The sequence below is a fragment of the Bradyrhizobium sp. 147 genome, assembly GCF_023073935.1.
Classification (GTDB): domain Bacteria; phylum Pseudomonadota; class Alphaproteobacteria; order Rhizobiales; family Xanthobacteraceae; genus Bradyrhizobium.
Genome location: NZ_JADPKL010000078.1, coordinates 1 through 26,921, shown reverse-complemented (window position 1 = coordinate 26,921; position 26,921 = coordinate 1). Strand labels below are relative to the sequence as shown.

Below are 26,921 nucleotides of genomic sequence, written 5' to 3'. Positions count from 1 at the left end.
TGGGGCAACTATGTCAGGCGTGATCGTGTCGATGCGTCGGACGCTGCTGTCGTGCACATCGTTGGTGCGCAACGGCTTGTTGGGAGGCGCTTTGGCGGCGCTGCTGCCGGCTGCGCCGGCTGAGGCCGCCGACCTCGTCGACACTCTCTCCATCATGCTGGATTTCAACCGGCAGGAACTCGCGGTGCTCGCCACTGCGCTGGCCCTGCTCGGCTTCTCGGTGATGGCCGCGATCCTGTTGATGCGCACGCGCGTGCGCACGGCGAAGAACGAGGCGCGGCTGCGCGCGCGAATCGGGGAACTGCAACTTCAGGCCGATCGCTTCGGCGCCCTGCTGTTCGCCGAGCCGCAGATCCTGATCTCCTGGGCGGCCGGCGACAATCGCGCGCAGATTTCCGGTGACATCTCCATGGTGCTGCCGCGCGATTCCTCGCCGCAACGCGTGCTCGCATTCGGAACCTGGCTGCCGCCGGAACCCGCGCTCCAGATGGATCATGCGGTCGATGCGCTGCGCGAGCGCGGCGATGGGTTCCAACTGACGCTGACGACTGCGCATGGCCACACGCTCGAGGCCATCGGCCGCGCCATCGGCGGCCAGGCCATTGTCCGGATTCGCGAACTCTCCGGGCTCCGGCGCGATCTGGCCGAGACCAATCTGCGTTACAAGGCGCTCTCCGACGAGACCGAGATGCTGCGTGGCTTCGCCGCCGCAGCACCCTGGCCGATCTGGGCCAAGGGGGAGAATGGCGCACTGACCTACGCCAACCCCGCCTATGTCCGAGCGACTGAGGCGAACAGCATCATCGATGCCCAGGAGCGCAAGCTCGAGCTGCTCGACAGCGCCAACCGCACCGCGATGGACCGGGGGCTGAAGGACGCCGCCAACTTCACCTCGCGGCTGCCGATCGTGATCGGTGGTGAGCGGCGCATGTATGACGTGCGCGCGGTCAATGTCGGCAGCGGCAGTGTCGGCGTCGCCATCGATGCCAGCGAGGCAGACGCGCTGAGCTCGGCCCTCGTACGCATGGCGGAAGCGCATCGCCGCACGCTGGACCAGCTCTCCTCGGGCGTTGCCGTGTTCGATGGCCAGCGGCGCCTCGCCTTCTACAACGATTCCTATCGGCGGCTGTGGGACCTCGACCGCACCTTCCTCGACGCCAACCCTGATGATTCCAGTGTGCTCGACCAGCTCCGCGCCGCGCGCAAATTGCCGGAGCAGCCGGACTTCCGCGCCTGGAAGGCCAAGCTGCACGAAGCCTATCGCGCGGTCGAGACCGCCAAGGACACCTGGTACCTTCCCGACGGCCGCGCGCTTTCGGTCGTCACCACGCCGAACCCCGAAGGCGGCGTCACCTATCTGTTCGACGACGTCACCGAGAGCCTCGAGCTCGCCCGCCGCTTCGACGGCATGATCCGGGTTCAGCGCGAGACGCTGGACAGCCTCGCGGAAGGCGTCGCGGTGTTCGGCAGCAACGGCAAGGCGCAGCTGTTCAATCCGGCCTTTGTCCGGATGTGGAAGCTGTCCAGCGATGCCATGCGCGACGAGCCGCACATCCAGACGGTCGAAGCCTGGTGTCATCAGCTCTACGACAATCCCGTGGTCTGGCGCCAGATCCGCGAAGCCATCACCTCGATCGAGAACCGCGCCGACGTGCCGCTGAAGCTGGAACGCAAGGACGGCAGCGTGCTCGATGGCATGATCCGCCCGCTGCATGACGGCGCGACCATGCTGACGTTCCAGGACATCACCGACACCGAAAATGTCGAACGCGCGCTGCGCGAGCGCAACGAGGCGTTGGAGGCCGCCGACCAGATGAAGGTGGATTTCGTCCACCACGTCTCCTACGAGCTGCGCTCGCCGCTCACCACCATCATCGGCTTCGCGCACTTCCTCAGCGATCCCTCGACCGGACCGCTGACGCCGAAGCAGGCCGAATATCTCGACTACGTCACCAAATCGACCAATGCGTTGCTGGCGCTGACCAACAACATCCTCGATCTCGCCACCATCGACGCCGGCGCGATGAAGCTGGAACTCGGCCCGGTCGACGTCAGCAAGGCCATCGAGCTCGCGGCCGAGGGTATCCAGGACCGCCTCGCCACTGACCGCATCCGCCTCAAGGTCGAGATCGCGCCCGACATCGGCAGCTTCATCGGCGACGAGAAGCGCGTGGTGCAGGTGCTCTATAACCTCCTTGCCAACGCAGTCGGGTTTTCTCCACAGGATTCCACCGTCGGCATCAGCGCACGCCGCACCGAGCGCAGCGTGGTCTTCACCGTGACAGATTCAGGGCCTGGAATACCTGCCGACATGAAGGACAAGGTGTTCAACTGGTTCGAAAGCCGCTCGCAGGGCTCGCGTCACCGCGGCGCCGGGCTCGGCCTTTCGCTGGTGCGCTCCTTCGTCGAGCTGCATGGCGGCAAAGTTCGGGTGGACTCGATCGTCGGCCGGGGCACGGTCGTGATCTGCGACTTCCCGACCGACCAGGCGGCGCATCGCGACGCCGCCGAATGACCGAAGCAACCACATTCTCGGTCGCGCTCCACAACGAGACGGCTACCGCGCAATTGATGGCCGACCTCGCGCTGCTGGTCGGCCCCGGCGACGCCGTCACGCTCACTGGCGATCTCGGTGCCGGCAAGACCGCAGCCGCGCGCGCCCTGATCCGCTATCTCGCCGGTGACGAGACGCTGGAGGTTCCGAGCCCGACCTTCACGCTGGTGCAGGGCTACGAGCTGCCGCCCTTCCCCGTGATGCATGCTGACCTCTACCGCGTCGAGGACGAGAGCGAGCTCGAGGAGATCGGGCTGTCGCCGCTGCCCGACGCAACCCTCGTTCTGATCGAATGGCCAGAGCGTGCGCCGTCGGCGATGCCCGAAGACCGCATCGACATCGCGCTGACGCACCGGCCGGCGCTGGGCTCGAATGCGCGCGCGGCCGACATCACCGGTTACGGCAAGGGCGCCGCGCAAGTCGTGCGACTGAAGGCGCTGCGCGAATTCCTCGACGTCTCCGGCTATCTCGATGCGACGCGTCGGCGCATGGCCGGCGATGCCTCGACCCGCTCTTATGCGCGGCTGCGGCGCGACGGCGAGAGCGTCATTCTCATGAACTTTCCGCAGCGCCCCGACGGCGCGGCCCTTTATGGCGGAAAATCCTACAGCGCCGCAGTGCATCTCGCCGAAAATGTAAAGCCCTTTGTCGCCATCGACGAAGGCCTGCGTGCACAGGGAATCTCTGCGCCTGCGATCCACCATTCCGATCTCGACCACGGCTTTCTGATCACCGAAGATTTCGGCAGCGAAGGCGTGATCGAAGGCGATCCGCCGCGCCCGATTCCCGAACGCTATGAGGCTGCGATCGATGTGCTGGCCATGCTGCACAGCAGGACGCTGCCGGAAACCTTGCCGCTCGCCGGTCAGAGCTACGAGATACCGATCTTCGACGCCGAGGCGCTGCTGATCGAGATCGGCCTGATGCCGGAATGGTATCTGCCCGATCGCAATGCTCCGCTCAGCCAAGAGGCGCGCGCCGAGTTTCTCGCGATGTGGCGCGAGCTGCTGAAGAAGCCCTTGGCGGCGCCGCGGACGTGGATCATCCGCGACTACCACTCGCCCAATCTGATCTGGCTTGGGAATCGCAGCGGCATCGAACGCGTCGGCGTGATCGATTTCCAGGACACCGTGCTTGGACCGAAATCCTACGATGTGGTGTCGTTGCTCCAGGACGCCCGCATCGACGTGCCCGAAAGCCTCGAGCTGACGCTGCTGTCGCGCTATATCAAGGCACGCCGCGCCAACGACGCAAGCTTCGACGCCGCCGGCTTCGCCGAGCTCTACGCCATCATGTCGGCGCAGCGGAACACCCGCCTGCTCGGCACCTTCGCCCGGCTGAATCGCCGCGATGGCAAGCCGCATTATCTGCGTCACCAGCCGCGGATCTGGACCTATCTCCAGCGCTCGCTGGCGCATCCCGCGCTCGGCTCTTTGCGCGACTGGTATCTCGCCAACGTCCCGCCGCCGCAACCCTGATCCGCGTCCGATTTACCAGCCGTTAGCCAAGATGTCGCTATTCTGGCCGCGAGGCAGCCGGATCGTTACGGGGCTGGAGCAAGGGTGATGACGGCGAAAGCGGATCAGCGCGGCAATAACCGGGTCGTTTTCGAGCGCGGGGTTCCGGCCCAGATGATGGGCATCGACGGCACCTGGCGGCGTGATTGCACCATGGAGGACGTTTCCGACACCGGCGCCAAGCTGACCATCGACGGCTCGGTCGAAGGCCTGCACCTGAAGGAATTTTTTCTCCTGCTGTCGTCCACCGGACTTGCGTACCGGCGCTGCGAGCTGGCCTGGGTCAATGGCGACCAGATCGGCGTCAATTTCCTCAAGCTCGGCGACAAGAAGAGAAAGGTGCGCTCCACAGCCATCGGGGCGTGACGGCAACACCCGTCGTACAACCGTCACGACGGGCGATTAAGGCGGTTGGGATGCGGTGCGGCTGGCCGAGGCTCATGCTAGGATTGCCGCGAAAGCGAAATCGAGGGATTTGAGAAAGCGAAGAATGTCCGTCAAACCGACCAAAGCCATGGTGCTTGCCGCAGGGTTCGGCCTGCGCATGCGCCCGTTGACGGACAAGATGCCGAAGCCGATGGTGCCGGTGGCTGGCCAGCCGCTGCTCGACCACGTGCTCGACAAGCTCGGCCATGCCGGCGTGACCGAGGCGGTGGTCAACGTGCACTATCTGCCGGACCAGATCATAAATCACACCGCATCGCGCCAGCATCCGCGCGTGACCATCTCCGACGAACGCAACCAGGTGCTCGGCACCGGCGGCGGCGTCGTCAAGGCGCTGCCGCTGCTCGGCGATGCGCCGTTCTTCCACGTCAATTCCGACACGCTGTGGATCGACGGCGTGCGCTCGAACCTGACGCGGCTTGCGGAAAACTTCGACCCCGCGCGCATGGACATTCTGCTGCTGATGGCGCCGACCGCAACCAGCATCGGCTATAGCGGCCGCGGCGATTACGGCATGCTGCCCGACGGGGCCTTGCGCAAGCGCAAGGAAAAGGAGGTCGTTCCGTTCGTCTATGCCGGCGCCGCGATCATGTCGCCCGCGATCTTTGCCGATGCGCCCAGGGGCGAGTTCTCGCTGACAAAAATGTTCGATCGCGCCAACGAGCAGGAGCGGCTGTTCGGCCTGCGGCTCGACGGCGTCTGGATGCATGTCGGCACGCCTGATGCGGTGCATGCAGCTGAAGAGGCGTTTCTGGAGAGCGTGGCGTAAGACTTAGCCACTTGCACCACTTCCATGCCCCCGCGAAGGCGGGGCATCCCGTGCGCCGCGGCGGCGAGGTTCTTGCAACCGGCGTCTCTGGAATACTGGATCATCCGCTGTCGCGGATGATGACACTGTCTTGGTGCAGCGAACAGCGGGGAAGATCCTCACCGGACCCATGACCATTTGACCTTGTCTGCCTATATTGGCGCCTGATCGAATCAGGCAGCCCATGCGCGTTTTCAGCATTCCCATCTCAGTTCCGTTCCTGCGCACTGTCGTCGCGAGCCTGCTCGACGGCCGGCTGGTCGAAGGCTTCGAAGCGCGCAAAGAACCGGCGCGGCTTGCGGATGCGACTCTGTACCTGCCGACCCGACGCGCGATGCGCGTGGTCCGCGAGATCTTCCTCGACGAGATGAAGGCGGATGCTGTGGTGCTGCCGCGCATCGTCGCACTCGGCGACATCGACGAGGACGAGCTCGCCTTCGCCGACCAGGGCGAACAGTTCTCCGGCACGACGCCGCTCGACATTCCGCCCCGGCTCGGCGAGCTCGAACGGCGGCTGACACTGGCGCAACTGGTGGCGGCCTGGGCCAAGCGCCCGGTGCTGTCCCCGCTGGTGGTCGGCGGCCCCGCCTCGACGCTTGCATTGGCGTCCGATCTTGCACGGCTGATCGACGATATGGTGACGCGCGGTGTCGACTGGAGCGCGCTCGATGGGCTCGTGCCTGATAATCTCGACCGCTATTGGCAGCACTCGCTCGAATTTTTGCGCATCGCGCGCGTTGCCTGGCCCGGCCACCTCGCCGAGATCAAACGGATCGAGCCGGCGGCACGGCGCGATCTCCTCATCGCGGCGGAAGCCAGGCGGCTGACCGCGCATCCGAACGGGCCGGTGATCGCGGCCGGTTCAACCGGCTCGATGCCGGCCACCGCTAAATTCCTCCATGCGGTCGCATTGCTGCCGCATGGCGCCGTGGTTCTGCCGGGCCTCGACACCGATCTCGACGAGGACGCCTGGCGCACCATCGGCGGCGTGCGCGATGCGATCGGCAAGTTCGCGGAGCATCCGGCGTCGAACCATCCGCAATATGCCATGCATGCGCTGTTGCAGCGTTTTGGCATCAAGCGCAGCGACGTCGACATTCTCCACCCGCCGGCAGAAGGCGGGCGTGATCTGCTCGCATCGGAATCGATGCGGCCCTCGGTCAAGACGGAAGTTTGGCATGACCGGCTGAAGCAGCCGGATGTCGCCGCAAAGATCGCCGGCGGCATGAAGAACCTGGCGGTCGTAGAAGCCCCCAACCCCGAAATGGAAGCCCTCGCGATCGCCATCGCGATGCGCGAGGCGCGGCATCTCGACAAATCGGCGGCGCTGGTGACGCCCGATCGCGCGCTGGCGCGGCGGGTAATGGCTGCGCTGACCCGATGGGACCTCGCCTTCGACGATTCCGGCGGCGACGTGTTGATGGAAACATCGGCCGGTGTCTTTGCCCGCCTCGCGGCAGAGGCCGCGACCAAGGGCCTGGAGCCGCCGACGCTCCTGGCGATGCTGAAGCATCCGCTGTGCCGGCTCGGCCGGCTGCCTGGCGCATGGAAGGCGGCGATCGAAGGACTCGAGCTCGCGGTCTTGCGCGGCACACGCCCACCCGCCGGCACGGCCGGCCTGTTGCGCGAATTCAACCGTTTTCGCGACGAACTGGCAAAGCTGTGGCGCAGCGAAGTCTCCGCGCTCCATCGCGCGGAGCCCCGCGCGCGGCTCAAGGCGGAGGATCTCGATCGCATCCAGGCGCTGATCGATGCCTTGCGACACGCATTGGCGCCGATCGAGAGCCTGGCCTCATCAAAACCTTATGACTTCACCGAGCTCGCGCACCGGCATCGCGAAATCCTGATCGAGCTGTCGCGCGATGAGCAGGGCATTCCGCTCGGCTTCGAGGATCGCGAGGGCCTCGCCCTCGCCAGCGCGTTCGACGATCTGCTGCGCGGCGGAACGACCAGCGGGTTGATGGTGCCGTTGCCTGACTATCCCGATGTCTTCCAGACCGCGTTCGGCGACCGCGCGGTGCGGCGGCGGGATAGGCCGGGCGCGCGGCTGCAAATCTACGGCCCCCTGGAATCGCGCCTGATGCAGGCTGACCGCATCATCGTCGGCGGCTTAATCGAGGGCGTCTGGCCACCGGCACCACGCATCGATCCCTGGCTCAGCCGGCCGATGCGGCACGAGCTCGGTCTCGATCTGCCGGAGCGCCGCATCGGCCTCTCCGCGCATGACTTCGCACAGTTGCTGGGCGCCGACGAGGTGATCCTCACCCATTCCGCCAAGGCCGGCGGCGCGCCGGCGGTGGCGTCGCGCTTCCTGCACCGGTTAGAGGCGGTTGCGGGCGACCATCACTGGAAGGCGGCAGTTCGCGCCGGCGAGAAATACGTGCAGTTCGCCGGCGCAATGGACCAGCCCGACGAGGTCAGGCCGATCAAGCAGCCGGAGCCGCGACCGCCGCGCGCGACGCGGCCGCTCAAGATGTCGGTCACCGAAATCGAAGACTGGCTGCGCGATCCCTACACGATCTACGCCAAGCGCATCTTGCGATTAGATGCGCTCGATCCCGTCGACATGCCGCTCTCGGCTGCCGACCGCGGCTCGGCAATCCATGGCGCGCTCGGCGAGTTCACGGAAACCTATGCGGCACGCCTGCCGGACGATCCCGCGCGCGTGCTGCGCGCGATTGGCGAAAAACATTTTGCCCCGCTGATGGAGCGGCCCGAGGCGCGGGCGCTGTGGTGGCCGCGTTTCCAGCGCATCGCGCGCTGGTTCGGCGAATGGGAGACGGCGCGGCGCGATGCGATCGAGGCCATCACGGCAGAGACCCACGGCGAGATCTCGATCACGCTCGACAACGCGCGCAGCTTCCGCCTCTCCGCGCGCGCGGACCGCATCGAACGGCGCCAGGGCGGCCGCTATGCCATCCTCGATTACAAGACCGGGCAGCCGCCCACCGGCAAGCAGGTCCGCATGGGCCTGTCGCCCCAGCTCACGCTGGAAGCTGCGATCCTGCGCGAGGGAGGCTTCCCCGACATCGAGGCCGGCGCGTCCGTGAGCCAGCTCGTCTATGTCCGCCTCAGCGGCAACAATCCGCCGGGCGAGGAGCGGGTTCTCGAGCTCAAGTTCAAGCCAGGCGACGAGCCGCAACCACCAGACACTGCGGCGGCCGAGGCGCGCGCCAAATTGGAGGCGCTGATCCGCGCCTTCGAGGACGAGAACCAGGCCTACACCTCGCTGAACCTGCCGATGTGGGCGAACCGCTACGGCACCTATGACGATCTCGCCCGGATCAAGGAATGGTCGGCGGCCGGCGGATTGGGGATCGAGGAATGGTGAAGGCACCGCGCCCCATCCCCGACGAGGTGCGCGCGCGGCAGGCGCGTGCATCCGATCCGACCGCATCGGCTTTCGTGTCGGCCAACGCGGGCTCGGGCAAGACGCATGTGCTGGTGCAGCGGGTCCTCCGTCTGCTGCTCGCGGGCGTGCCGCCGGAAAAGATCCTCTGCATCACCTTCACCAAGGCCGCGGCCGCCAACATGGCCGAGCGCGTGTTCACCACGCTCGGCCATTGGGTGACGCTGGACGACGCTGCGCTCGACGCAGCCATTCGCGCGGTCGGCATCCCGCATCCCAGTGCAAAGCTGCGGCGCGAGGCGCGAAAGCTGTTCGCCTGCGCGCTGGAAACGCCGGGCGGGCTGAAGGTGCAAACGATTCACGCGCTGTGCACACGCCTGCTCCAGCAGTTCCCGTTCGAAGCCAACGTGCCGGCACGCTTCGCCGTGATCGACGAGCGCGACCAGACCGACATGATGGAACGCGCCAATCTGAAGGTGCTGCTGGAGGCCGCGCGCGATCCCGAGAGCGTCACCGGCCGCGCACTGTTGACGGCAATGGCGAGCGCCGCCGACGTCACCTTCAAGGAGGTCGTACGCGAGGCGTGCCTCAGCCGCGATCATTTCATGGCCTGGACCGACCAAGCTGGCGATGCCGGAGCGGCGGTCGAACAGATGGCGGCTGTGCTGGGCGTCGATGCGGGCGACCAGATCGAGGATGTCGAGATGGAGATTCTCGACGGCCCTTTCCTGCCGCGGTCGCGCTGGGACGATATCGCGCTTGCGCTGGAGGACGGCAGCAAGTCGGACAAGGACCAGGCCGGCCGGCTCCGCGAAGCAAAAGTCTTTTCCGGCAGCGCGCAGGTCGATGCCTATCTCTGCGTCTTCCTTACCGACGACAAGCTGCCGCGCAAGGTGGTGCTGACCAAGAAGTTTTGCGATCACAACCCGTCCGTGGCCCGGCTGTTCGAGGCCGAGGCGCAGCGGCTCGGCGGGTTGATCGAGAAGCGCCGCGCGGTGACCATGCGCGACCGCACCGCGGCCCTGCTACATATCGCGACCGCTGCTGCCCAAAACTACCGCCGCGAGAAGCAGGAGCGCGGCCTGCTCGACTACGACGACCTCATCGACAAGACGCTGGCGATGCTGGACCGCGTCTCCGCGGGCTGGGTGCATTACAAGCTCGATCGCGGCGTCGATCACGTCTTGATCGACGAGGCCCAGGATACCAGCCCGCGGCAATGGGACATCGTCGCGCACATCATCTCCGAGTTCACCGCAGGCGAAGGCGCGCGGGAGGGGCTGAACCGCACCATCTTCGCCGTCGGCGACGAGAAGCAATCGATCTTCTCGTTCCAGGGCGCGGCTCCCCACGAATTCGATGCCCGACGGCGCGAGCTGCACCGCAAGTTCACCGCGGCCGGGCTGAAATTCGACCCGGTCGCCTTCACCTATTCGTTCCGCTCGGGCGCCACGATCCTGCACTCGGTCGATCACGTCTTCCGCGATCCCCAGATCTACAAGAGCATCCATTCGGTCGAGATCGGCCACCCCCTGCACAACGCCCTCGCCGATGCAGGGCCGAGCGTGATCGAGCTGTGGGATCTCGCGGAGGCCGACGATCGGCAGGACATCGAAGGCTGGCGCGCCCCCTTCGACGGCGTCGCCGTCACCAGCCCCGAAGTAAAGCTCGCGCATCGCATCCAGGCCGAAATCAAGCGGCTGGTCGAGAGCGGCACGCTGACGGGGCACGAAGGCGAACGCCGGCCGCTGCGCTATGGCGACATGCTGATCCTGGTGCGGCGACGCGGCAACGCATTCGATGCCGTGATCCAGGCGCTGAAGCATGCCAACGTGCCGGTCGCCGGCGCCGATCGGCTCAAGCTCACCGAGCACATCGCCATCATCGATCTGATGAATCTCGCCGATGCGCTGCTGCTGCCGCAGGACGATCTCGCGCTCGCGGTGGCGCTGAAGAGCCCGCTGTTCGGGCTCGATGACGACGACCTCTTTACCCTCGCCTGGGATCGCAAAGGATCGCTGCGCCGTGCGCTTCGCGAGCATGCAGCCACAAGCGAGAAGTTCGCCACGGCATTGCGGCGCCTGGAAGCCTGCGAGGCACGCGCGCGCGAGGAGACGCCGTTCGCGTTCTACGCCTGGCTGCTCGGCGGCGATGGCGGCCGTGCGCGCATCCTGCGCCGGCTCGGCTTTGAGGCCAACGATGCGCTCGACGAATTTCTGGAGCTGGCACTGAACTACGAGCGCAAGGCGCCGGCCTCGCTGCAAGGCTTCATGGCCTGGCTGCGTTCGGCCGACACCGAGGTGAAGCGCGACATGGAAATCTCGCGCGACGAGGTGCGGGTGATGACGGTGCACGGCGCCAAGGGCCTGGAGGCTTCGGTCGTGTTCATGGTGGACACTACGTCCTCGCCCGCGGACTCGCAGCGGCTGCGGCTGATCCATGTGCCGCGCGGCAATGGCGGCGAGGTGGTGGTCTGGGCCGGTCGCAAGGCGGACGACCCGAAGCCGGTCGCCGAGGCGCGCAAGGCGATGCTGGAGGAGACCGAGGACGAATATCGCCGCCTGCTCTATGTCGCGATGACGCGCGCGGCCGACCGCCTGATCGTCGGCGGCTGCATGCCCGGCAATATGAAGACCGTCCGCAAGCTGAGCTGGTACGATCTGGTCGATACCGGTCTCGCCGGCTCGGGCCTGGACAAGCAGGTCATCGAGACGCCGCTCGGCAAGGTGACGCGGTTCTCGCGGCCGGAGGATGTCGTGGCACTGGGCGCACCGGCGGCATCGGTCCGCCAGACGATCACGCTGCCGGGCTGGCTGCGGACGCCGGCTCCGCGCGAGACCGTCGACGATGATGCCCTGCGCCCCTCCGGCCAGTCGGCCGAACAGGGCCGCAGCGTACGATCAGGCGAATCGGTGCAGTCGCGCGCGCTGGCGCTGCAACGCGGCACGCTGGTGCACCGGCTGCTGCAATCCCTGCCTGATATCGCCGCCGAGCGCCGGCGCGAGGCCGCACGGGACTTCATGGCCCGCAATGCCCCGGACTGGCCGGAGGCCGACCGCGCCGCGCTGGCCGACAAGGTGCTCGCCTTGATCACTGAGCCGCGCTTCGCCCCGGTCTTTGCCGCCGGCAGCAGGGCCGAGGTCGCCATCATCGGCAAATTGGAGCGGCCGGGCGGCGTCCCGGTGCTGGTGTCGGGGCAGATCGACCGGCTGGTCGTTCGCCCCGAGGAGGTCCTGATCGTCGATTTCAAGACCAACCGGGCGGCGCCCGGAAGCGCGGCCGAGGCACCCGCCGCCTATGTCCGGCAGCTCGCGCTGTACCGGGCAGTGCTATCGCGGCTTTATCCCCAAAAGCCGGTCCGCGCCGTCCTGCTCTGGACCGAGGCCCTTGAATATATGGAGATTTCGGCCCCCGCGCTGGACGCGGCGCTGGCATCCCTTCATCTCGGTGTGAGCGTCCTTGACCCGGCAAGGGGCCGTTCATAGGTTGACCCCATGATCCCAAGCGCGATTCCAGGTCGCGCCGATTCTTTCAACAGAGTGAGGTACTCCAATGGCCGTTAGCAAGGTTTCCGACGCCGATTTCGAAACCGAAGTGCTCAAGGCGAACGGCCCCGTGGTCGTCGATTTCTGGGCCGAATGGTGCGGCCCCTGCCGCATGATCGCGCCCGCCCTCGACGAGATCGCCGGCGCGATGGGCGACAAGGTCAAGATCGTGAAGCTCAATGTCGACGAGAGTCCGAAGACCGCGTCCAAGTACGGCGTCATGTCGATCCCGACCCTGATGATCTTCAAGGGCGGTGAGATGGCTTCCCGCCAGGTGGGCGCGGCGCCGAAGGCGAAGCTTCAGCAGTGGATCACCTCCGCGGTCTGATCCGCCTCGCGCAGGATTATTTTCGAAAGCGGCCGGCGAAAGCCGGCCGTTTTGCGTTGACGGGACATGTTCAGCGTAGGACGAGTCCCTTCCCTTGCCAGCCCCTCCCGCAAAACGCGCCCGAAAATCGACCTTACTCGTAGCAATGGAGGCGAGGTCGGTCGAGGCGATCCCGCGCGGCAAGGAGTGGCAGTACGAGCCGAAGTGGGATGGCTTCCGCTGCTTGCTGGCGCGCAGTGGCAGCGACGTCGATCTCCGCTCGAAGTCCGGCGAGGATCTCGCGCGCTATTTTCCTGAGATCGTCGCCGCCGCGCTGAGCCTGAAAGCGGATCGTTTCACGCTCGACGGCGAGATCGTCGTGCCGCACGGCAAGGGCTTTTCCTTCGACGCATTGCTGCAACGAATCCATCCCGCGGCAAGCCGCGTGAAGAAACTCTCGCAGGATACGCCGGCGCTCTACCTCGTCTTCGACCTGCTCGAAACAGCCAAGGAGAAGCAGCTTGCCGCAAAATCGCTGAGCGAGCGGCGCCCGGTCCTGGAAGCATTTGCGAAAGATCATTTGAGGAACAGCCTTTTCCGTCTCTCGCCGGCGACGACGAACTACACCACCGCCCAAAAATGGCTGGCGCAGTCGGGCGGCGGCTCGGATGGCGTCATCGCCAAGCGCGTCGACCTGCCTTACCAGGCGGGAACGCGCGAGGGCATGCAGAAGATCAAGAAGTTTCGCAGCGCCGATTGCGTTGTCGGCGGCTTCCGCTATGCCAGCAACAAGATCGGCGGCCGCAACGTGGTCGGCTCGCTGCTGCTCGGGCTCTATGACGACAAGGGCTTGCTGCACCATGTCGGCTTCACCTCGGCGATCAAGGCGCAGGAGAAGCCGGCGCTGACCGATTGCCTGGAGGCATTGATTGGCGAGCCCGGTTTTACCGGCAACGCGCCGGGCGGACCGAGCCGCTGGTCCACCGAGCGCTCGGCCAAATGGTGTCCGCTCAAGCCGAAGCTGGTGATCGAGGTCTGCTACGACCATTTCAGCGGAGAACGCTTCCGCCACGGCACCTCGATCCTGCGCTGGCGTCCCGACAAGGCACCGCGGCAATGCACATTCGAGCAGTTGGCGCAGAAAGTGGCCGATCCGATGAAGTTATTGAAGTGAAGTAGCCACAGCTATTTGATCCACCCCGTCGCCAGCGCATTCGCCAGTTCGGGCTGATTGTTGCGTCGCGCCAGCGCGGCCATGGCCTCGTGATCATAAGTGACGTGGCGCAACGTCACCTGCCAAGCGCCGTCAGCGAGTTCGAGAACGGCATAACGCGCGTGCGGCGTGCCGGCTTCGACGACATGCGGGAATGGATGCTTGTCCCGAAAGCCGGGACTGCCGACGCTGCCGGGATTGACGATCAGCCGCCCGTCGCGCAGGCGCACGGCCCGTGCAAGGTGGGTGTGGGCGCAGAGGATCAACGACTGCGTGATGCCTTGCGCGAATGGTTCGATGCGATCGAGCGGCGACAGCGCCACCGTGCCGTCGGGACGCACGGTATCGAGCCAGTACACCTCGTCGCTGCCGGGCGTCGCGTGGCAAAGGAACACCTGTTCTCGGAAGACCCGTGTCATCGGCTGCGCGCGCAGCCAGTCGAGCTGCGCGGCGTCGATCTGCGCATGGGCGGGACGATCCCACGAGCCCATCTTTTCCGGAGCGCGGTCGAGCAGATAGCGGTCGTGATTGCCAAGCACGTGCACGGCGTCGAGCCTCATCAGGATCTCGATCGTCCTGCGCGCATCGAGCGGCCCGCTCAGCATGTCGCCGAGATTGACGACGTCGGCAACGCCGAGGGTGCGGATATCGGCGAGCACCGCTTCGAGCGCGAGGTAGTTTCCGTGGACGTCGGCAATCGCAGCAAAACGCATCGTGGTCACCGTAGTCGCTATGCAGGAGGCGTGCCGTTGATTGCGAGCACGTGGCCGGCCAGATACAACGAGCCGGTGATCAGAATGCGTGGCGGCACCTCGTAGGCGAGCTTCGCCAATGCGCGCAGCGCAGCTTCGATGCCAGGCGCGGGCTCGACGCGCATGCCGAGGCTGCGCGCGGCGTCCGCCAGGCGGTCGACCGGCATCGCGTTCTCGGCATCAGGGATCGGCACCGCGATGATGTGACGGGTAAGCCCGGCGAAATTGGCAAGAAAACCCCGCGCGTCCTTGTTGGCCATCATGCCGGCGATGACGACCAGCGGCCGCGACACCCGCTCTTCGAGATCACCGAGCGCGGCGGCGGCCACGCGGCCGCCTTCCGCATTGTGCCCACCATCGAGCCAGATGTCCGAGCCGTGCGGTCCCCAAGAGAGCAGCTCCCCCGAGGTGATGCGCTGCATTCGTGCCGGCCATTCCGCCCCGACGATACCGGCCTCGAACGCCGTCTGGTTGATCTTGAACCCCGGGAGGGCGCGCAGCGTCGCGATTGCAAGGCCGGCATTGTCGAACTGATGGCGTCCGAACAGGCGCGGCGCCGCAAGATCCATCAGGCCGCGATCGTCGGAATAGACCAGACGTCCGCGCTCGACATTGACGTGCCAACTTTCGTTCGCCGCAAACAGCGGCGCGCGCATGCGCCTGGCCTGTGCTTCGATCACGGTCATCGCCTCGGCAGCCTGCTCGGCACAAATCACGGGCACGCCACGCTTGATGATCGCGGCCTTCTCGCCGGCGATCGATGTCAGGGTCGACCCAAGGAAGTCCATGTGGTCCATGCTGACAGGCGTGATCACGCAGGCCGCCGGCGCATCGACCACATTGGTCGAATCGAGCCGGCCGCCGAGGCCGACTTCGAGCAGCACGACATCGGCCGGATTCTGTGCGAACAAGAGGAAAGCCGCGGCGGTCTTCAGCTCGAACAATGTCGCAGCCTCGCCGGCATTGACGCGCTCGATCTCTTCCAGAGCAGTGCGCAGTTCATCGTCGCTGACGAGCACGCCGCCGCCGACGCGACCGAGCCGGAAGCATTCGTTGATGCGGACGAGATAGGGTGAGGTATAGGCGTGGACGCGCAAGCCCGCGGCCTCCAGCGTCGCGCGCAGATAGGCGAGGGTGGAGCCCTTGCCGTTGGTGCCGGCGATGTGGATCACCGGCGCCAGCTTGCGTTCGGGATGGCCGAGCCGCGCGAGCAGACGATGCATCCGCTCGAGCCCGAGATCGATGCGTTTCTGATGCAGGGCCGACAGCCGCCCGATCAGTTCGCCGAGCGGCGGCTTTGTGCTGTCAGAGGACGCGTTCACGCGTGGGGCGCAGCCGGCGCCGTCTCGGCGGCCGATACGATCTGCGCGGGGCTCGCGACCGGCTGCACCGATTTCGACGCGCCTTCCTGCGCCGGCGCCTTGGTCAGCAGGCGGCAGAGCCGTGCCAGGGTCGGACGCAATTCGTGGCGATGTACGACCATGTCGACCATGCCGTGCTCCTTCAGATACTCGGCGCGCTGGAACCCCTCGGGGAGCTTTTCGCGGATGGTCTGCTCGATCACGCGCGCGCCGGCGAAACCGATCAACGCGCCGGGCTCGGCGATGTGCACGTCGCCGAGCATGGCGTAGGACGCGGTGACACCGCCGGTGGTCGGATTGGTCAGCACGACGATATAGGGCAGTTTTGCCTCACGCAGCATCTGCACCGCCACCGTGGTGCGCGGCATCTGCATCAACGACAAAATGCCTTCCTGCATGCGCGCGCCGCCCGATGCGGCAAACACGATGAATGGCGACTTCTTCTCAACCGCGAGCTCCATTCCGCGCACGATGGCTTCGCCCGCGGCCATGCCGAGCGAGCCGCCCATGAAATCGAAGTCCTGCACGGCGACGACGACGGCGGAGCCTTCGAGCTTGCCGTAGCCGACCTTGATCGCGTCGTTGAGGTTGGTGCGCGCGCGCGCATCCTTGATGCGGTCGACGTATTTTTTCTCGTCGCGAAACTTGAGCGGATCGGGCGTGACCTCGGGCAGCGCGACGTCGAACCAGGTCTCGTTGTCGAAGATCGACTTCAACCGCGCCACCGCGCCCATGCGCACGTGGTAGTTCGAGCCGGGGATGACGAACTGGTTGGCCTCGACGTCCTTGTAGAACACGAGCTGTCCGGAATCCGGACACTTGATCCACAGATTCTCCGGCGTCTCCCGCCGCAGCATGTTGCGGATCTTCGGCCGGACCACATTGGTAAGCCAGTTCATGCTTTGCTCCGATGCGCGAACCGCCTCGCGGGTCGCCTGAAGAATATATGGCGGCCGGGCCGCTGCCCGGCAAGCCGCCGTATCGCCTGCCTTAGAGCATGATCCGGAAAAGTGTGAAGCGGTTTTCCGACAAGATCATGCTCAAACTTAAGAGCTAAAGCGGAACTATGGCCTATTCCGCCGCTTGCTGCGCCCCCTTGACGCCCCGGGCCAGGGCCGCCGTCAGCTCGGCGACGGCGTCAACGGTTTTATCGGTCGCTCGCCCCTCGGCGTCGAGGCTGTTCTTGAGCGCATCGACCAGCGCTGTGCCAACTACGGCGCCATTGGCATGCGAGGCGATCGCCTTGGCTGTCTCCGGCGTGCGGATGCCGAAGCCGACGCAGACCGGCAACTTGGTATGTCGCTTGATGCGGGCAACGGCTTCGCTCACCGCCGAGGAGTCCGCAGCCGCCGCTCCGGTGATACCGGTGATCGAGACGTAGTAGACGAAGCCCGAGGTGTTGGCGAGCACGGCCGGCAGGCGCTTGTCGTCGGTGGTTGGCGTCGCCAGGCGGATGAAGTTGAGGCCGGCCTTCATCGCCGGCAGGCACAGCTCGTCGTCTTCCTCCGGCGGCAGATCGACGATGATGAGGCCATCGACACCTGCGCTCTTCGCGTCAGCCAGGAACTTGTCGACGCCGTAGATGTAGATCGGATTGTAATAGCCCATCAGCACGATCGGCGTCGCGTTGTCGTCCTTGCGGAAGCCGCGCACGAGCTCGAGCGTCTTCTTCAGCGTCATGCCGGCCTTGAGCGCGCGCAGACCCGCGGCCTGGATCGACGGACCATCCGCCATCGGATCGGTGAAGGGCATGCCGATCTCGATCACGTCGGCACCCGACCTCGGCAGCGCCTTGATGATCTCGAGCGACGTCGCCGCATCAGGGTCGCCGGCCATCAGGAAGGTCACGAACGCCGGGCGGCCCTGCTTCTTCAGCTCGGCAAAACGGGTGTCGATACGCGTGGTCACTTCTTGCCCCTCAGGATGTCGCCGACTTGCGGGACGTCCTTGTCGCCGCGGCCGGAGAGATTGACGACCATCAGGTGATCCCGAGGCCGCTTCGGCGCGAGCTCCATCACCTTGGCGATGGCGTGCGCCGGCTCGAGCGCGGGAATGATGCCTTCCAGCCGCGACAGCAATTGGAACGCAGCGAGTGCTTCGTCGTCCGTCGCGGAGAGATATTTGACGCGCCCGACCTCGTGCAGCCAGGAATGTTCGGGGCCGATGCCGGGATAGTCGAGACCGGCCGAGATCGAATGCGCGTCCTGGATCTGACCGTCCGCATCCATGAGAAGATAGGTGCGGTTGCCGTGGAGCACGCCGGGACGGCCGCCCGCGATCGAGGCGGCGTGCAGCTGCGTGAGCCCGTGGCCGGCGGCTTCGACGCCGAAGATCTCGACGGAGGGATCATCGAGGAACGGATGGAACAGGCCCATCGCATTCGAGCCGCCACCGATGCAGGCCACCAGCGAGTCCGGCAAGCGGCCCTCGATCTCCTGCATCTGCGTCTTGGTCTCGTTGCCGATGATCGACTGGAAGTCGCGCACCAGCGTCGGATAGGGATGCGGGCCCGCCACCGTGCCGATGCAATAGAACGTGTTGTGCACGTTGGTGACCCAGTCGCGCAGCGCCTCGTTCATGGCGTCCTTCAGCGTGCGCGTGCCTGACTGCACCGGCATCACCTTGGCGCCCAGCATCTCCATGCGGATGACGTTGGGCTGCTGCCGCTCGACGTCGACAGCGCCCATATAGACCACGCATTCGAGGCCGAAGCGAGCGCATAGCGTCGCGGTGGCAACACCGTGCTGGCCGGCGCCGGTCTCGGCGATGATGCGCTTCTTGCCCATGCGCCGCGCCAGCATGATCTGGCCGAGCACATTGTTCACCTTGTGCGAGCCGGTGTGGTTGAGCTCCTCGCGCTTGAGATAAATCCTGGCGCCGCCGAGATGCTCGGTCAGGCGCTCAGCGAAATAAAGTGGCGAGGGCCGGCCGACATAGTTCTTGAGGTAGCCGTTCATCTCGGCCTGGAACGCCGGATCGGCCTTGGCTTCGGTATAGGCCTTCTCCAGATCGAAGATCAGCGGCATCAAGGTTTCGGCGACGAAGCGGCCGCCGAAAATGCCGAAATGGCCGCGCTCGTCGGGGCCACTACGGTAGGAATTGGGTTTGGCGACGTTCATCGGACACTCAACTCTTGGCTCGTATCTTGGCTGGCGCGCGCGGCGCGGATGAAGGCCTTGATCATCTCCGGATCTTTCACGCCCGGAGCGCTCTCGATACCGGAGGAGACGTCGACGCCGCCGGCTCCGGTGACGCGGATGGCTTCCGCAACGTTATCGGCGTGAAGCCCGCCCGAGACCATATAGGGCAGGCTCACATCGAGATTTTGGAGCAGGTGCCAGTCGAAGGGGGCGCCGAGACCACCGGGGCGGGTTGCATCTTTCGGTGCGCGCGCATCGAACAGGATGCGGTCGGCGACTGCGGCGTAGCCGGGCAGCACCGCGAGATCGGCAGATGTGGCGACCGGCAACGCCTTCATCACCGGACGGCCGAACCGCTGCTTGATGTCGCGCAGCCGCGCCACGCTCTCCTTGCCATGGAGCTGCAGAATGTCCGGCGACAGCGCGTCCATGATGTTGTCGAGCATGGCATCGTCGGCATCGACGATCAGCGCGACCTTGAGCGCACGGCGCTTCACCTGGCGGCCGAGATCGCGTCCCGCTTCCAGCGACAGGTGCCGCGGCGACGGCGGAAAGAACACGAACCCCACCATGTCGGCACCCGCCTCGAGCGCCACCTCAAGCGTCTCGGGCGTGGACAGGCCGCAGATTTTGACGAGCAGGGACATGGTCTCAAAGCGGATGGAGGCCGCGGGCCCGCGGCCGGAAAACAGGGCTTCGGTTGCGGCCGCTTCTACAACGTCGCGCGCTGCTTGTCTCGCCCGATGGGCCCGTAAAGGCCGACCCCCGAGGGGACGGGGAGGCGCTGGGACTCGGCCCTTGCCGCGGCCATTTGGGCCCGCAGATCGGCCAGTTCGCCCTTGGCAGCTCGTGCATCCGCCTCATTCCGGCGCGCCGCGCGCCGCCAGTGCCACTGGCCGAGCCAGGCCGCGCATCCACCCGTCAGCACGCCAAGGGCAGCGACCAGGATCAAAAGCAGGAACAGCGGCAAGGTGACCGACAGCGACGGGTCGGCCGACATGAAGGGATCGAAGGAGACGGTGACGAAATGCCGGTTGGCGATGGCGAAAACCAGCAGGAGCAGGCCCAGCGGAATCACGATCAGCGCGGTCAGGAACTTTCGCATCTCGCTTCGCTCGCCTTGAATCAAGCTTGCGGCCGCATCATGCGCGACCGCAGAAAATCCTGACGCCGGGCTCAATCTGCCGCGCCGGGATCCGGATGGTCGCGGTTCAGCCGCTCGCGCATTTCCTTGCCGGTCTTGAAGAACGGAACGCTCTTCTGGTCGACAGGCACATGAGCGCCGGTGCGCGGATTACGCCCGGCGCGTGCAGGGCGATGCTTGACCGAGAAGGCACCGAAGCCGCGCAGCTCGACGCGATCACCGCGTGCGAGGGCCGCTACGATCTCTTCGAGAATCGCATTCACAATGTTCTCGACATCCCGCTGGTACAGATGCGGGTTGTGCTCGGCGATACGCTGAACAAGTTCGGATTTGATCATCGAGAGATAGGACCCGGGAGCGTGCGGATGACCATTTCCGTGAAAATACCTTGATCTGTCAAGACGCTAAATCAAGATTGAGCGTCGTGAAAATACGTGACAAATGCCGAAAAAGCAGGCTGTGCCGGCACCCGTCACGCGGGAAAACCCCCGCACGCTCGCCTCGGTTCCAGTCAGTTTGACGCGGCCGGCTGCCACAGGGCCAGCATTCCATCCATTCCGAACCGATCGACCGCCTGCGCGACGCCGGTTTGCCCGATTTGATGCGCAATCGAGCTCAAACCCAGCGCTTCCAGCGTCACAGCGGCGGCCGTCTTGAGGAATGGCAGATCGCCGAAGCGCGGCTCGAGCTTGTAATCGCGCACGCTGAGCCCCTTCTTGACGCCCTTCTGCTCGACCAGCCAGGTCACCGCCGTCTTCTCGTCGCCGATCTGGTCGATCAGCTTGAGATCGATCGCCTGACGGCCGGTGAAGACGCGGCCATCGGCCACTTTCTCGAGCAGCGTGTCATCCATGCCACGCCGTTCCTTCACCAGGCCTCTGAACCAGGCGTAGGAATCCTTCACCAGCGCATCGAGCGCGGCCCGCGCCTCGGGGCTGGTGGGCTCGAAACCGTTGGGCGCGGCCTTCAGCGGCGACGACTTCACCTCCTCGACCTTGACGCCGATGGTCTTCAGCAACTCGGAGACATTGGGGTATTGAAACAGCACGCCGATCGAGCCGACCAGCGAGCTCTGCTGGGCGATGATGTGGTCGCTGGCGATCGCGGTGATGTAGCCGCCGGAGGCGGCGAGGCCCTCGACCACGACGACGAGCGGCTTCTTCGCCTTCAACCGGGTGAGCGAATCGTAGAGCTGCTCGGAGCCGGCGGTGGTGCCGCCCGGGGAGTTGACGTGAACGATGACGGCAGCGGCCTGCGAATTCTCCAGCCGCTCCAGCGCCTGGGTGCGATCGGAATCGCTGCGGATCAGGCCCTCGATGTGGACGCGCGCGATCGAACCGGCAGACGCGAACGTGCCGCGCGCACCTGGTGTCGCGATCAGTGCAAAGCTCGCAATCGCCGCGACCGCGATCAACGCGGCCATCACGCGCCAGAACGTTAGCTTGCGGCGGATCCTGCGGCGATCGACGATGATGTCCGAATCGAGCGACATCGGAATATCTCCAAAATGAAAGACGGAGCGCGTTGTGCCGTCACAGCGTAACCATCGGCTTATTCTCGATACATCAATTGCGGCGCAATTTGAAGAAAACAAGGCCCGTCCGAGCCCGGATGGAGCGAAGCGCAATCCGGGATCGTCGGCCGAGGAAGGACTTTCCGGGTGACGCTGCGCTCCATCCGGGCCGCGAGCACGCAACAAAAAGCCCCGGCTCGCGCCGGGGCTTCGATGCAGCGAAACGTGCGTTTCGCTTACTTGTTGTCGCGGTTCTTGAGCGCGGTGCCCAAGATGTCGCCGAGCGTCGCACCCGAATCGGAGGAGCCGTACTGCGCGATGGCTTCCTTTTCTTCGGCGACTTCGAGCGCCTTAATCGACACCTGGACCTTGCGGGCCTTCTTGTCGAACTGGATCACGCGGGCATCGACCTTCTCGCCGACGGCAAAGCGTTCGGCGCGCTGGTCGTTGCGGTCACGGGCGAGCTCCGAGCGCTTGATGAAGGTCGAGAAGTCGGTACCGGCGATCTTCACCTCGATGCCGCTCTCCTTCACTTCGAGCACTTCGCAGGTCACGACCGCGCCCTTCTTGACATCGCCGGGCTCCGCGAAGGGGTCGCCTTCGAGCTGCTTGATGCCGAGCGAGATGCGCTCCTTCTCGACGTCCACGTCGAGCACCACGGCCTTGACCATGTCGCCCTTCTTGTAGTTGTCGATCACCTGCTCGCCCGGAAGCTTCCAGTCGAGGTCGGAGAGGTGGACCATGCCGTCGACGTCGCCTTCGAGACCCAGGAACAGACCGAACTCGGTCTTGTTCTTGACCTCGCCTTCGACCACCGAACCGGTCGGGTGAGCTTCGACGAAGACCTCCCAGGGATTGCGCATGGTCTGCTTGAGGCCGAGCGAGATGCGGCGCTTGACGGAATCGACTTCCAGCACCTGCACGTCGACTTCCTGCGAGGTCGAAACGATCTTGCCGGGGTGCATGTTCTTCTTGGTCCACGACATCTCGGAGACGTGGATCAGGCCTTCGATGCCCGGCTCGAGCTCGACGAACGCGCCGTAGTCGGTGATGTTGGTGACGCGGCCGGTGAAGCGGGCACCCAGCGGGTACTTGGCTTCGATGCCCTGCCACGGATCATCCAAGAGCTGTTTCATGCCCAGCGAGATGCGGTGCGTCTCGTGGTTGATCTTGATGATCTTGACCTTCACGGTCTGGCCAATCGAGAGCACTTCGGTCGGATGGTTGACGCGGCGCCAGGCGATGTCGGTGACGTGCAGGAGGCCGTCGATGCCGCCGAGATCAACGAACGCACCATAGTCGGTGATGTTCTTGACCACGCCGTCGATGACCTGACCCTCTTCGAGATTCTGCACCAGCTCCTGACGCTGCTCGGCGCGGGTCTCTTCCAGCACGGTGCGGCGGGACACGACGATGTTGCCGCGACGGCGGTCCATTTTGAGGATCTGGAACGGCTGCGAATTGTTCATCAGCGGCGCGACGTCGCGGATCGGACGGATGTCGACCTGCGAGCGCGGCAGGAAGGCCACGGCACCGTCGAGGTCGACGGTGAAGCCGCCCTTGACCTGGTTGAAGATGACCCCGTTGACCTTCTCGTTGTTCTGGAACGCCTTCTCGAGCTTGCCCCAGCTCTCTTCGCGGCGCGCCTTGTCGCGCGACAGCACGGCTTCGCCGAGGGCGTTCTCGATGCGATCGAGGAACACTTCCACCTCGTCGCCGACCTTGATCTCGCTGTCACGGCCGGGGCCGGAAAATTCGCGCAGGGCAACGCGGCCCTCGGTCTTCAGGCCGACGTCGATGACGGCCATGTCCTTTTCAATTGCAACCACCTTGCCCTTGACGACGGAGCTTTCCTGCAGGTTGCCGCCTGCGAAGGACTCGTCGAGCATCGCGGCGAAATCGTCGCGCGAGGGGCTATAGGTATCAGCAGAAGTCGAAGCCATTTGTTCTCCAGTTGCGGAAGTCTTGCCGGCCGTTGGGTTCATGGGCGCATCGCACACGCAGTGTCGGAAGGTCCGCAAGACCTTCGAGCGACCGCTCGCGGCTCCGGCTCGGTGCTGGAGCAGCGGAAGCGGGCCGGCTGAGGCCCGCGCGTTCGATACGTGGAAATTCTTGTCCGGAGCCTGGATCGCGTCGGCCCCAAATAGGGACCGAAGGTTATCGACCTCAAAGAGCGGGAGCGGGCGCTTCCTCCAATGACGGCTGCGGCTTAACCCCGCGACCGGCCCGCTCGGACGGCCTCGATAATGTCGATGGCGGCCCGGACGCCGCCTTCTATATCCAGTTGGGAGTTATCAAGCAAGTAAGCATCCGGCGCCGGCTTTAAAGGCGCAATCGGCCGGTTCTTGTCGCGCTCGTCGCGCTGGATGATGTCGGCGAGCACGGCCGCCTCGTCCGCCTCTTCCCCCCGCGCCCGCGCCTCCATGGTCCGGCGGTGAGCGCGGACCCTGGGGTCGGCGACGACGAAAATCTTCACGTCGGCATGGGGGCAGATCACGGTTCCAATGTCCCGGCCATCGAGCACGGCGCCGGGCGGATCGGCGGCGAATTGCCGCTGGAAATTGACCAGGACCTCGCGGACTCTCGGAATGGCCGAGACGATGGAGGCCCCCTCGCCGACCGTCTGGGTCTTGAGGACGTGATTGCCGAACTTTTCGGGGTCGAGTTCCAGCGCCGCCGCGACCGCGGCTGCCTCGTCGCGGAGATCGTGACCGGACTGCATCAGCTCGTAAGCCACTGCGCGATAGATGACGCCGGTATCGAGATGACGATAACCGTAATGGTGGGCGAGGCGCTTGCCGAGCGTCCCCTTGCCCGAGGCTGCGGGCCCGTCGATGGCGATGATCATGAAAACTCGGCCCCTAGCGAACGCATCATCGGAATGAAATCCGGAAAGCTGGTGGCGATGAAGGCGGTGTCGTCGACGCCGACCGGCTGGTCGGACGCGCAACCCATCACCAGCGCGGACATCGCGATGCGATGGTCCATGTGGGTGGCAACAACGCCCCCGCCGGGCACGTGACCGCGGCCTTCAACGATCAGATCATCACCGGAGACCTCGACCTTGACGCCGTTGACGCGAAGCATGTCGGCCGTGGCCTCGAGCCGGTCGGATTCCTTGACGCGCAGCTCTTGCAGGCCGCGCATGATGGTCGTGCCCTCGGCGAAAGCGGCCGCGACGGCCAATACGAGGTATTCGTCGATCATCGAGGGCGCGCGCTCCGGCGGCACCTCGACACCGCGCAGCTTCGACGCGCGCACGCGCAGCTGGGCCATCGGCTCGCCGGCGTCGCGTCGCACGTCGCTCTCCTCGATCGAGGCGCCCATTTCGCGCAGCGTGGTGAACAGGCCGGTGCGCAGCGGATTGGTCATTACGTCCGACAGGACGACGTCGGAGCCCTCGGCGATCAGCGCGGCAACGACGGGGAAGGCCGCCGAGGACGGGTCGGCCGGCACGATGACGTTGGCACCGTGCAGCTCTGGCTGGCCTTGAAGCGTGATGCGGCGGCTGTGCTGCCCTTCCTTCGTGGAGGTGATGGCGGCACCAAAATGCTGCAGCATCAGCTCGGTATGGTCGCGGCTCGCCTCGGTCTCGATCACCGTGGTCGTGCCCGGCGCAGCCAGGCCCGCGAGCAGCACGGCCGATTTGATCTGGGCCGAGGCGACCGGGGTCTTGTAGGTGATCGGCAGCGGATCGCGCGCGCCCTGCAGGGTCAGCGGCAGACGGCCGCCCTCGCTGCCCGACACGACCCTGGCGCCGATCTGTTCGAGTGGATCGAGGATCCGGCGCATCGGGCGGCTGCGCAGCGAGGCGTCGCCGTCGAACACCGCCGAGATCGGGCATCCCGCGACGGCGCCCATGACCAGGCGGCAGCCGGTGCCGGAATTGCCGAAATCCAGCGCCGCCTTGGGCTGGGCGAAGCCACCGACGCCGACGCCGTTCACCGTCCAGGCGAAATCGCCGGTGCGCTCAACCCTGGCGCCCAGCGCCTGCATGGATTTGGCGGTGTTGAGGACGTCTTCGCCCTCGAGCAGGCCCGAAACCCGGGTCTCGCCGACCGCGAGCGCCCCCAGGATCAGGGCGCGGTGGGAGATCGACTTGTCACCGGGTACCCGTACTTTCCCGGTCAGGGGGCCGCTGGCGCGAGACTGCAGCGGCCGCGGTTGGTCGGAATGGGTCAAGATTGTGTCCTTGGATGCGCCCCTAAGGGGCTGGGGGCAGGTACCACATGGTCCGTGCCCCGTCACGGGGATGTCGTTCTCCCGTAATGCGCTATTGACAGCGGGCCGCCAACTAGCCAAGTGAAGCACCGCTTTTCAGACATTCCCAGGATTCCTGCCGTGGCCAAGTCCGAACTCGGAACTAAACGTATTTGCCCGACCACGGGCAAGAAGTTCTATGACCTCAACAAGAATCCGGTGATCTCGCCCTATACCGGCGAAGTGGTGCCGATCGCCCCGGTTGCGCCCGCACGTGCGTCGCGCGGCGCCGAGGCCCGCAGCATGGCCCCGGACACGACGCCGGAGCCGGCAGAGGCCGAGGAGTTGGTCTCGCTCGAGGAGGCTGACGCCGAGGAGAACACCGGCAAGGTCAAGGCCGTCGTGCCGGAGTCCGAGGACGACATCGAGGTCGACGAGACCATCGAGGACGACGATGACGACGATTCGACCTTCATTGCCGACGACGAAGAGGGCGATGAGGACGTGACCGACATCATTGGTGATGTCGGAGGTGATGAAGAGACTTGAGATCAGCCCTGATCTGTGAAAAAGGGTGCACCGCGCGAGTCACCAGGGCTCGCCGGTTGGGGTGATCCACCAGGTTCATCCGGTCTAAGTTAAGGGGCCATAGCTCAGCTGGGAGAGCGCTTGCATGGCATGCAAGAGGTCGGCGGTTCGATCCCGCCTGGCTCCACCACGCTTCGCCCTTCGGGCTCTGCGTGGCGCAGCCACGCAGAGCCCGAAGGGTGAAGCGTGGTGTCCGGCGTAGCCCGAAGGGCGAAGACGGACTGGTGCGACGCCCACTTAACGACTACCCAGGCGATAGCCGTCAATGTGGTACGTCTACATTCTCCAAAGCGTTGACTTTCCTGATCAGGAATACATCGGCGCCACGGAAGATTTGAAGCGGCGAATTCCGGAACACAATGCCGGCAAATCTAGCCACACCGCTAACCCGCATTTCTCACAGTATTGAGGCGCATCGGGGCGCGAATCAGCGAAAGTTCTTTTGCGAGAAGGACTTTGCGATGATTCAAGGAATGCCCCGATGCC

21 protein-coding genes, 1 tRNA gene and 1 pseudogene are annotated in these 26,921 nt (G+C 65.4%); 11 read left to right on the top strand and 12 right to left on the bottom strand.

The window, feature by feature from the left end:
• Positions 1–10 precede the first annotated feature (10 nt).
• The 8 genes from IVA87_RS18520 to IVA87_RS18485 all read left to right on the top strand — a co-directional run bounded on the left by IVA87_RS18520 (position 11) and on the right by IVA87_RS18485 (position 13,698).
• Complete coding sequence (locus IVA87_RS18520; protein WP_247303894.1) at positions 11–2,515, top strand: PAS domain-containing sensor histidine kinase; 2,505 nt, start codon at positions 11–13, stop codon at positions 2,513–2,515.
• Complete coding sequence (tsaE, locus tag IVA87_RS18515; RefSeq protein WP_247303895.1) at positions 2,512–4,032, top strand: tRNA (adenosine(37)-N6)-threonylcarbamoyltransferase complex ATPase subunit type 1 TsaE; 1,521 nt, start codon at positions 2,512–2,514, stop codon at positions 4,030–4,032. Before IVA87_RS18520 ends, tsaE begins: the two co-directional genes overlap by 4 nt.
• 87 nt (positions 4,033–4,119) lie before the next feature.
• Positions 4,120–4,437, top strand: a complete 318-nt coding sequence (locus IVA87_RS18510) for a PilZ domain-containing protein (RefSeq protein WP_247303896.1) — start codon at positions 4,120–4,122, stop codon at positions 4,435–4,437.
• 124 nt (positions 4,438–4,561) lie between these two features.
• Positions 4,562–5,284, top strand: a complete 723-nt coding sequence (locus tag IVA87_RS18505) for a nucleotidyltransferase family protein (protein WP_247303897.1) — start codon at positions 4,562–4,564, stop codon at positions 5,282–5,284.
• A 223-nt stretch (positions 5,285–5,507) separates the two neighbouring features.
• Positions 5,508–8,654, top strand: coding sequence for a double-strand break repair protein AddB (addB, locus tag IVA87_RS18500; RefSeq protein WP_247334524.1), 3,147 nt, complete (start codon positions 5,508–5,510; stop codon positions 8,652–8,654).
• The gene (addA, locus tag IVA87_RS18495; protein WP_247334523.1) at positions 8,648–12,157 is read left to right on the top strand and encodes a double-strand break repair helicase AddA; all 3,510 of its coding nucleotides are present in this window, start codon (positions 8,648–8,650) and stop codon (positions 12,155–12,157) included. The genes addB and addA overlap by 7 nt, the downstream gene beginning before the upstream one ends.
• A gap of 67 nt (positions 12,158–12,224) precedes the next feature.
• Positions 12,225–12,545, top strand: a complete 321-nt coding sequence (trxA, locus tag IVA87_RS18490; protein WP_074121876.1) for a thioredoxin — start codon at positions 12,225–12,227, stop codon at positions 12,543–12,545.
• Between the two features lie 145 nt (positions 12,546–12,690).
• A complete protein-coding gene (locus IVA87_RS18485; protein ID WP_247303900.1) occupies positions 12,691–13,698 on the top strand; it encodes an ATP-dependent DNA ligase in 1,008 nt (335 codons plus the stop codon).
• A gap of 11 nt (positions 13,699–13,709) precedes the next feature.
• On the opposite strand, the gene IVA87_RS18480 is transcribed toward IVA87_RS18485, so the two are convergent.
• From IVA87_RS18480 to aroA, 12 genes are all read right to left on the bottom strand, one after another.
• Complete coding sequence (locus IVA87_RS18480) at positions 13,710–14,450, bottom strand: metallophosphoesterase family protein (RefSeq protein WP_247303901.1); 741 nt, start codon at positions 14,448–14,450, stop codon at positions 13,710–13,712.
• 17 nt (positions 14,451–14,467) lie between these two features.
• Complete coding sequence (locus IVA87_RS18475; RefSeq protein ID WP_247303903.1) at positions 14,468–15,811, bottom strand: folylpolyglutamate synthase/dihydrofolate synthase family protein; 1,344 nt, start codon at positions 15,809–15,811, stop codon at positions 14,468–14,470.
• Positions 15,808–16,749, bottom strand: coding sequence for an acetyl-CoA carboxylase, carboxyltransferase subunit beta (gene accD, locus IVA87_RS18470; RefSeq protein ID WP_247303905.1), 942 nt, complete (start codon positions 16,747–16,749; stop codon positions 15,808–15,810). The genes IVA87_RS18475 and accD overlap by 4 nt, the downstream gene beginning before the upstream one ends.
• Before the next feature lie 172 nt (positions 16,750–16,921).
• Positions 16,922–17,758, bottom strand: coding sequence for a tryptophan synthase subunit alpha (gene trpA, locus IVA87_RS18465; protein WP_247334522.1), 837 nt, complete (start codon positions 17,756–17,758; stop codon positions 16,922–16,924).
• The gene (gene trpB, locus IVA87_RS18460) at positions 17,755–18,969 is read right to left on the bottom strand and encodes a tryptophan synthase subunit beta (RefSeq protein WP_247334521.1); all 1,215 of its coding nucleotides are present in this window, start codon (positions 18,967–18,969) and stop codon (positions 17,755–17,757) included. The genes trpA and trpB overlap by 4 nt, the downstream gene beginning before the upstream one ends.
• Positions 18,966–19,637, bottom strand: a complete 672-nt coding sequence (locus IVA87_RS18455) for a phosphoribosylanthranilate isomerase (protein ID WP_247303911.1) — start codon at positions 19,635–19,637, stop codon at positions 18,966–18,968. Before IVA87_RS18455 ends, trpB begins: the two co-directional genes overlap by 4 nt.
• A 65-nt stretch (positions 19,638–19,702) precedes the next feature.
• Positions 19,703–20,095 (bottom strand): lipopolysaccharide assembly protein LapA domain-containing protein, encoded by a 393-nt coding sequence (locus tag IVA87_RS18450; protein WP_247303913.1) that lies wholly within the window; start codon positions 20,093–20,095, stop codon positions 19,703–19,705.
• Positions 20,096–20,166: 71 nt separating this feature from the next.
• On the bottom strand, positions 20,167–20,472 hold the full coding sequence (locus tag IVA87_RS18445; protein ID WP_008539997.1) for an integration host factor subunit beta: 306 nt from the start codon (positions 20,470–20,472) through the stop codon (positions 20,167–20,169).
• A 173-nt stretch (positions 20,473–20,645) separates the two neighbouring features.
• The gene (sppA, locus tag IVA87_RS18440) at positions 20,646–21,626 is read right to left on the bottom strand and encodes a signal peptide peptidase SppA (protein WP_247303915.1); all 981 of its coding nucleotides are present in this window, start codon (positions 21,624–21,626) and stop codon (positions 20,646–20,648) included.
• 257 nt (positions 21,627–21,883) lie between these two features.
• Complete coding sequence (rpsA, locus tag IVA87_RS18435) at positions 21,884–23,590, bottom strand: 30S ribosomal protein S1 (protein ID WP_247276520.1); 1,707 nt, start codon at positions 23,588–23,590, stop codon at positions 21,884–21,886.
• 266 nt (positions 23,591–23,856) lie between these two features.
• Positions 23,857–24,495, bottom strand: coding sequence for a (d)CMP kinase (cmk, locus tag IVA87_RS18430; protein WP_247334520.1), 639 nt, complete (start codon positions 24,493–24,495; stop codon positions 23,857–23,859).
• On the bottom strand, positions 24,492–25,829 hold the full coding sequence (gene aroA / locus IVA87_RS18425; protein WP_247334519.1) for a 3-phosphoshikimate 1-carboxyvinyltransferase: 1,338 nt from the start codon (positions 25,827–25,829) through the stop codon (positions 24,492–24,494). The genes cmk and aroA overlap by 4 nt, the downstream gene beginning before the upstream one ends.
• A 159-nt stretch (positions 25,830–25,988) precedes the next feature.
• On the opposite strand from aroA, the gene IVA87_RS18420 reads away from it, so the two are divergent.
• The 3 genes and pseudogenes from IVA87_RS18420 to IVA87_RS18410 all read left to right on the top strand — a co-directional run.
• Positions 25,989–26,396, top strand: coding sequence for a TIGR02300 family protein (locus IVA87_RS18420; RefSeq protein ID WP_247303920.1), 408 nt, complete (start codon positions 25,989–25,991; stop codon positions 26,394–26,396).
• A gap of 93 nt (positions 26,397–26,489) precedes the next feature.
• Positions 26,490–26,565 (top strand) — tRNA-Ala (locus IVA87_RS18415).
• Between the two features lie 135 nt (positions 26,566–26,700).
• A pseudogene (locus IVA87_RS18410) lies at positions 26,701–26,820 on the top strand (GIY-YIG nuclease family protein); the annotation flags it as partial.
• Positions 26,821–26,921: the final 101 nt, after the last annotated feature.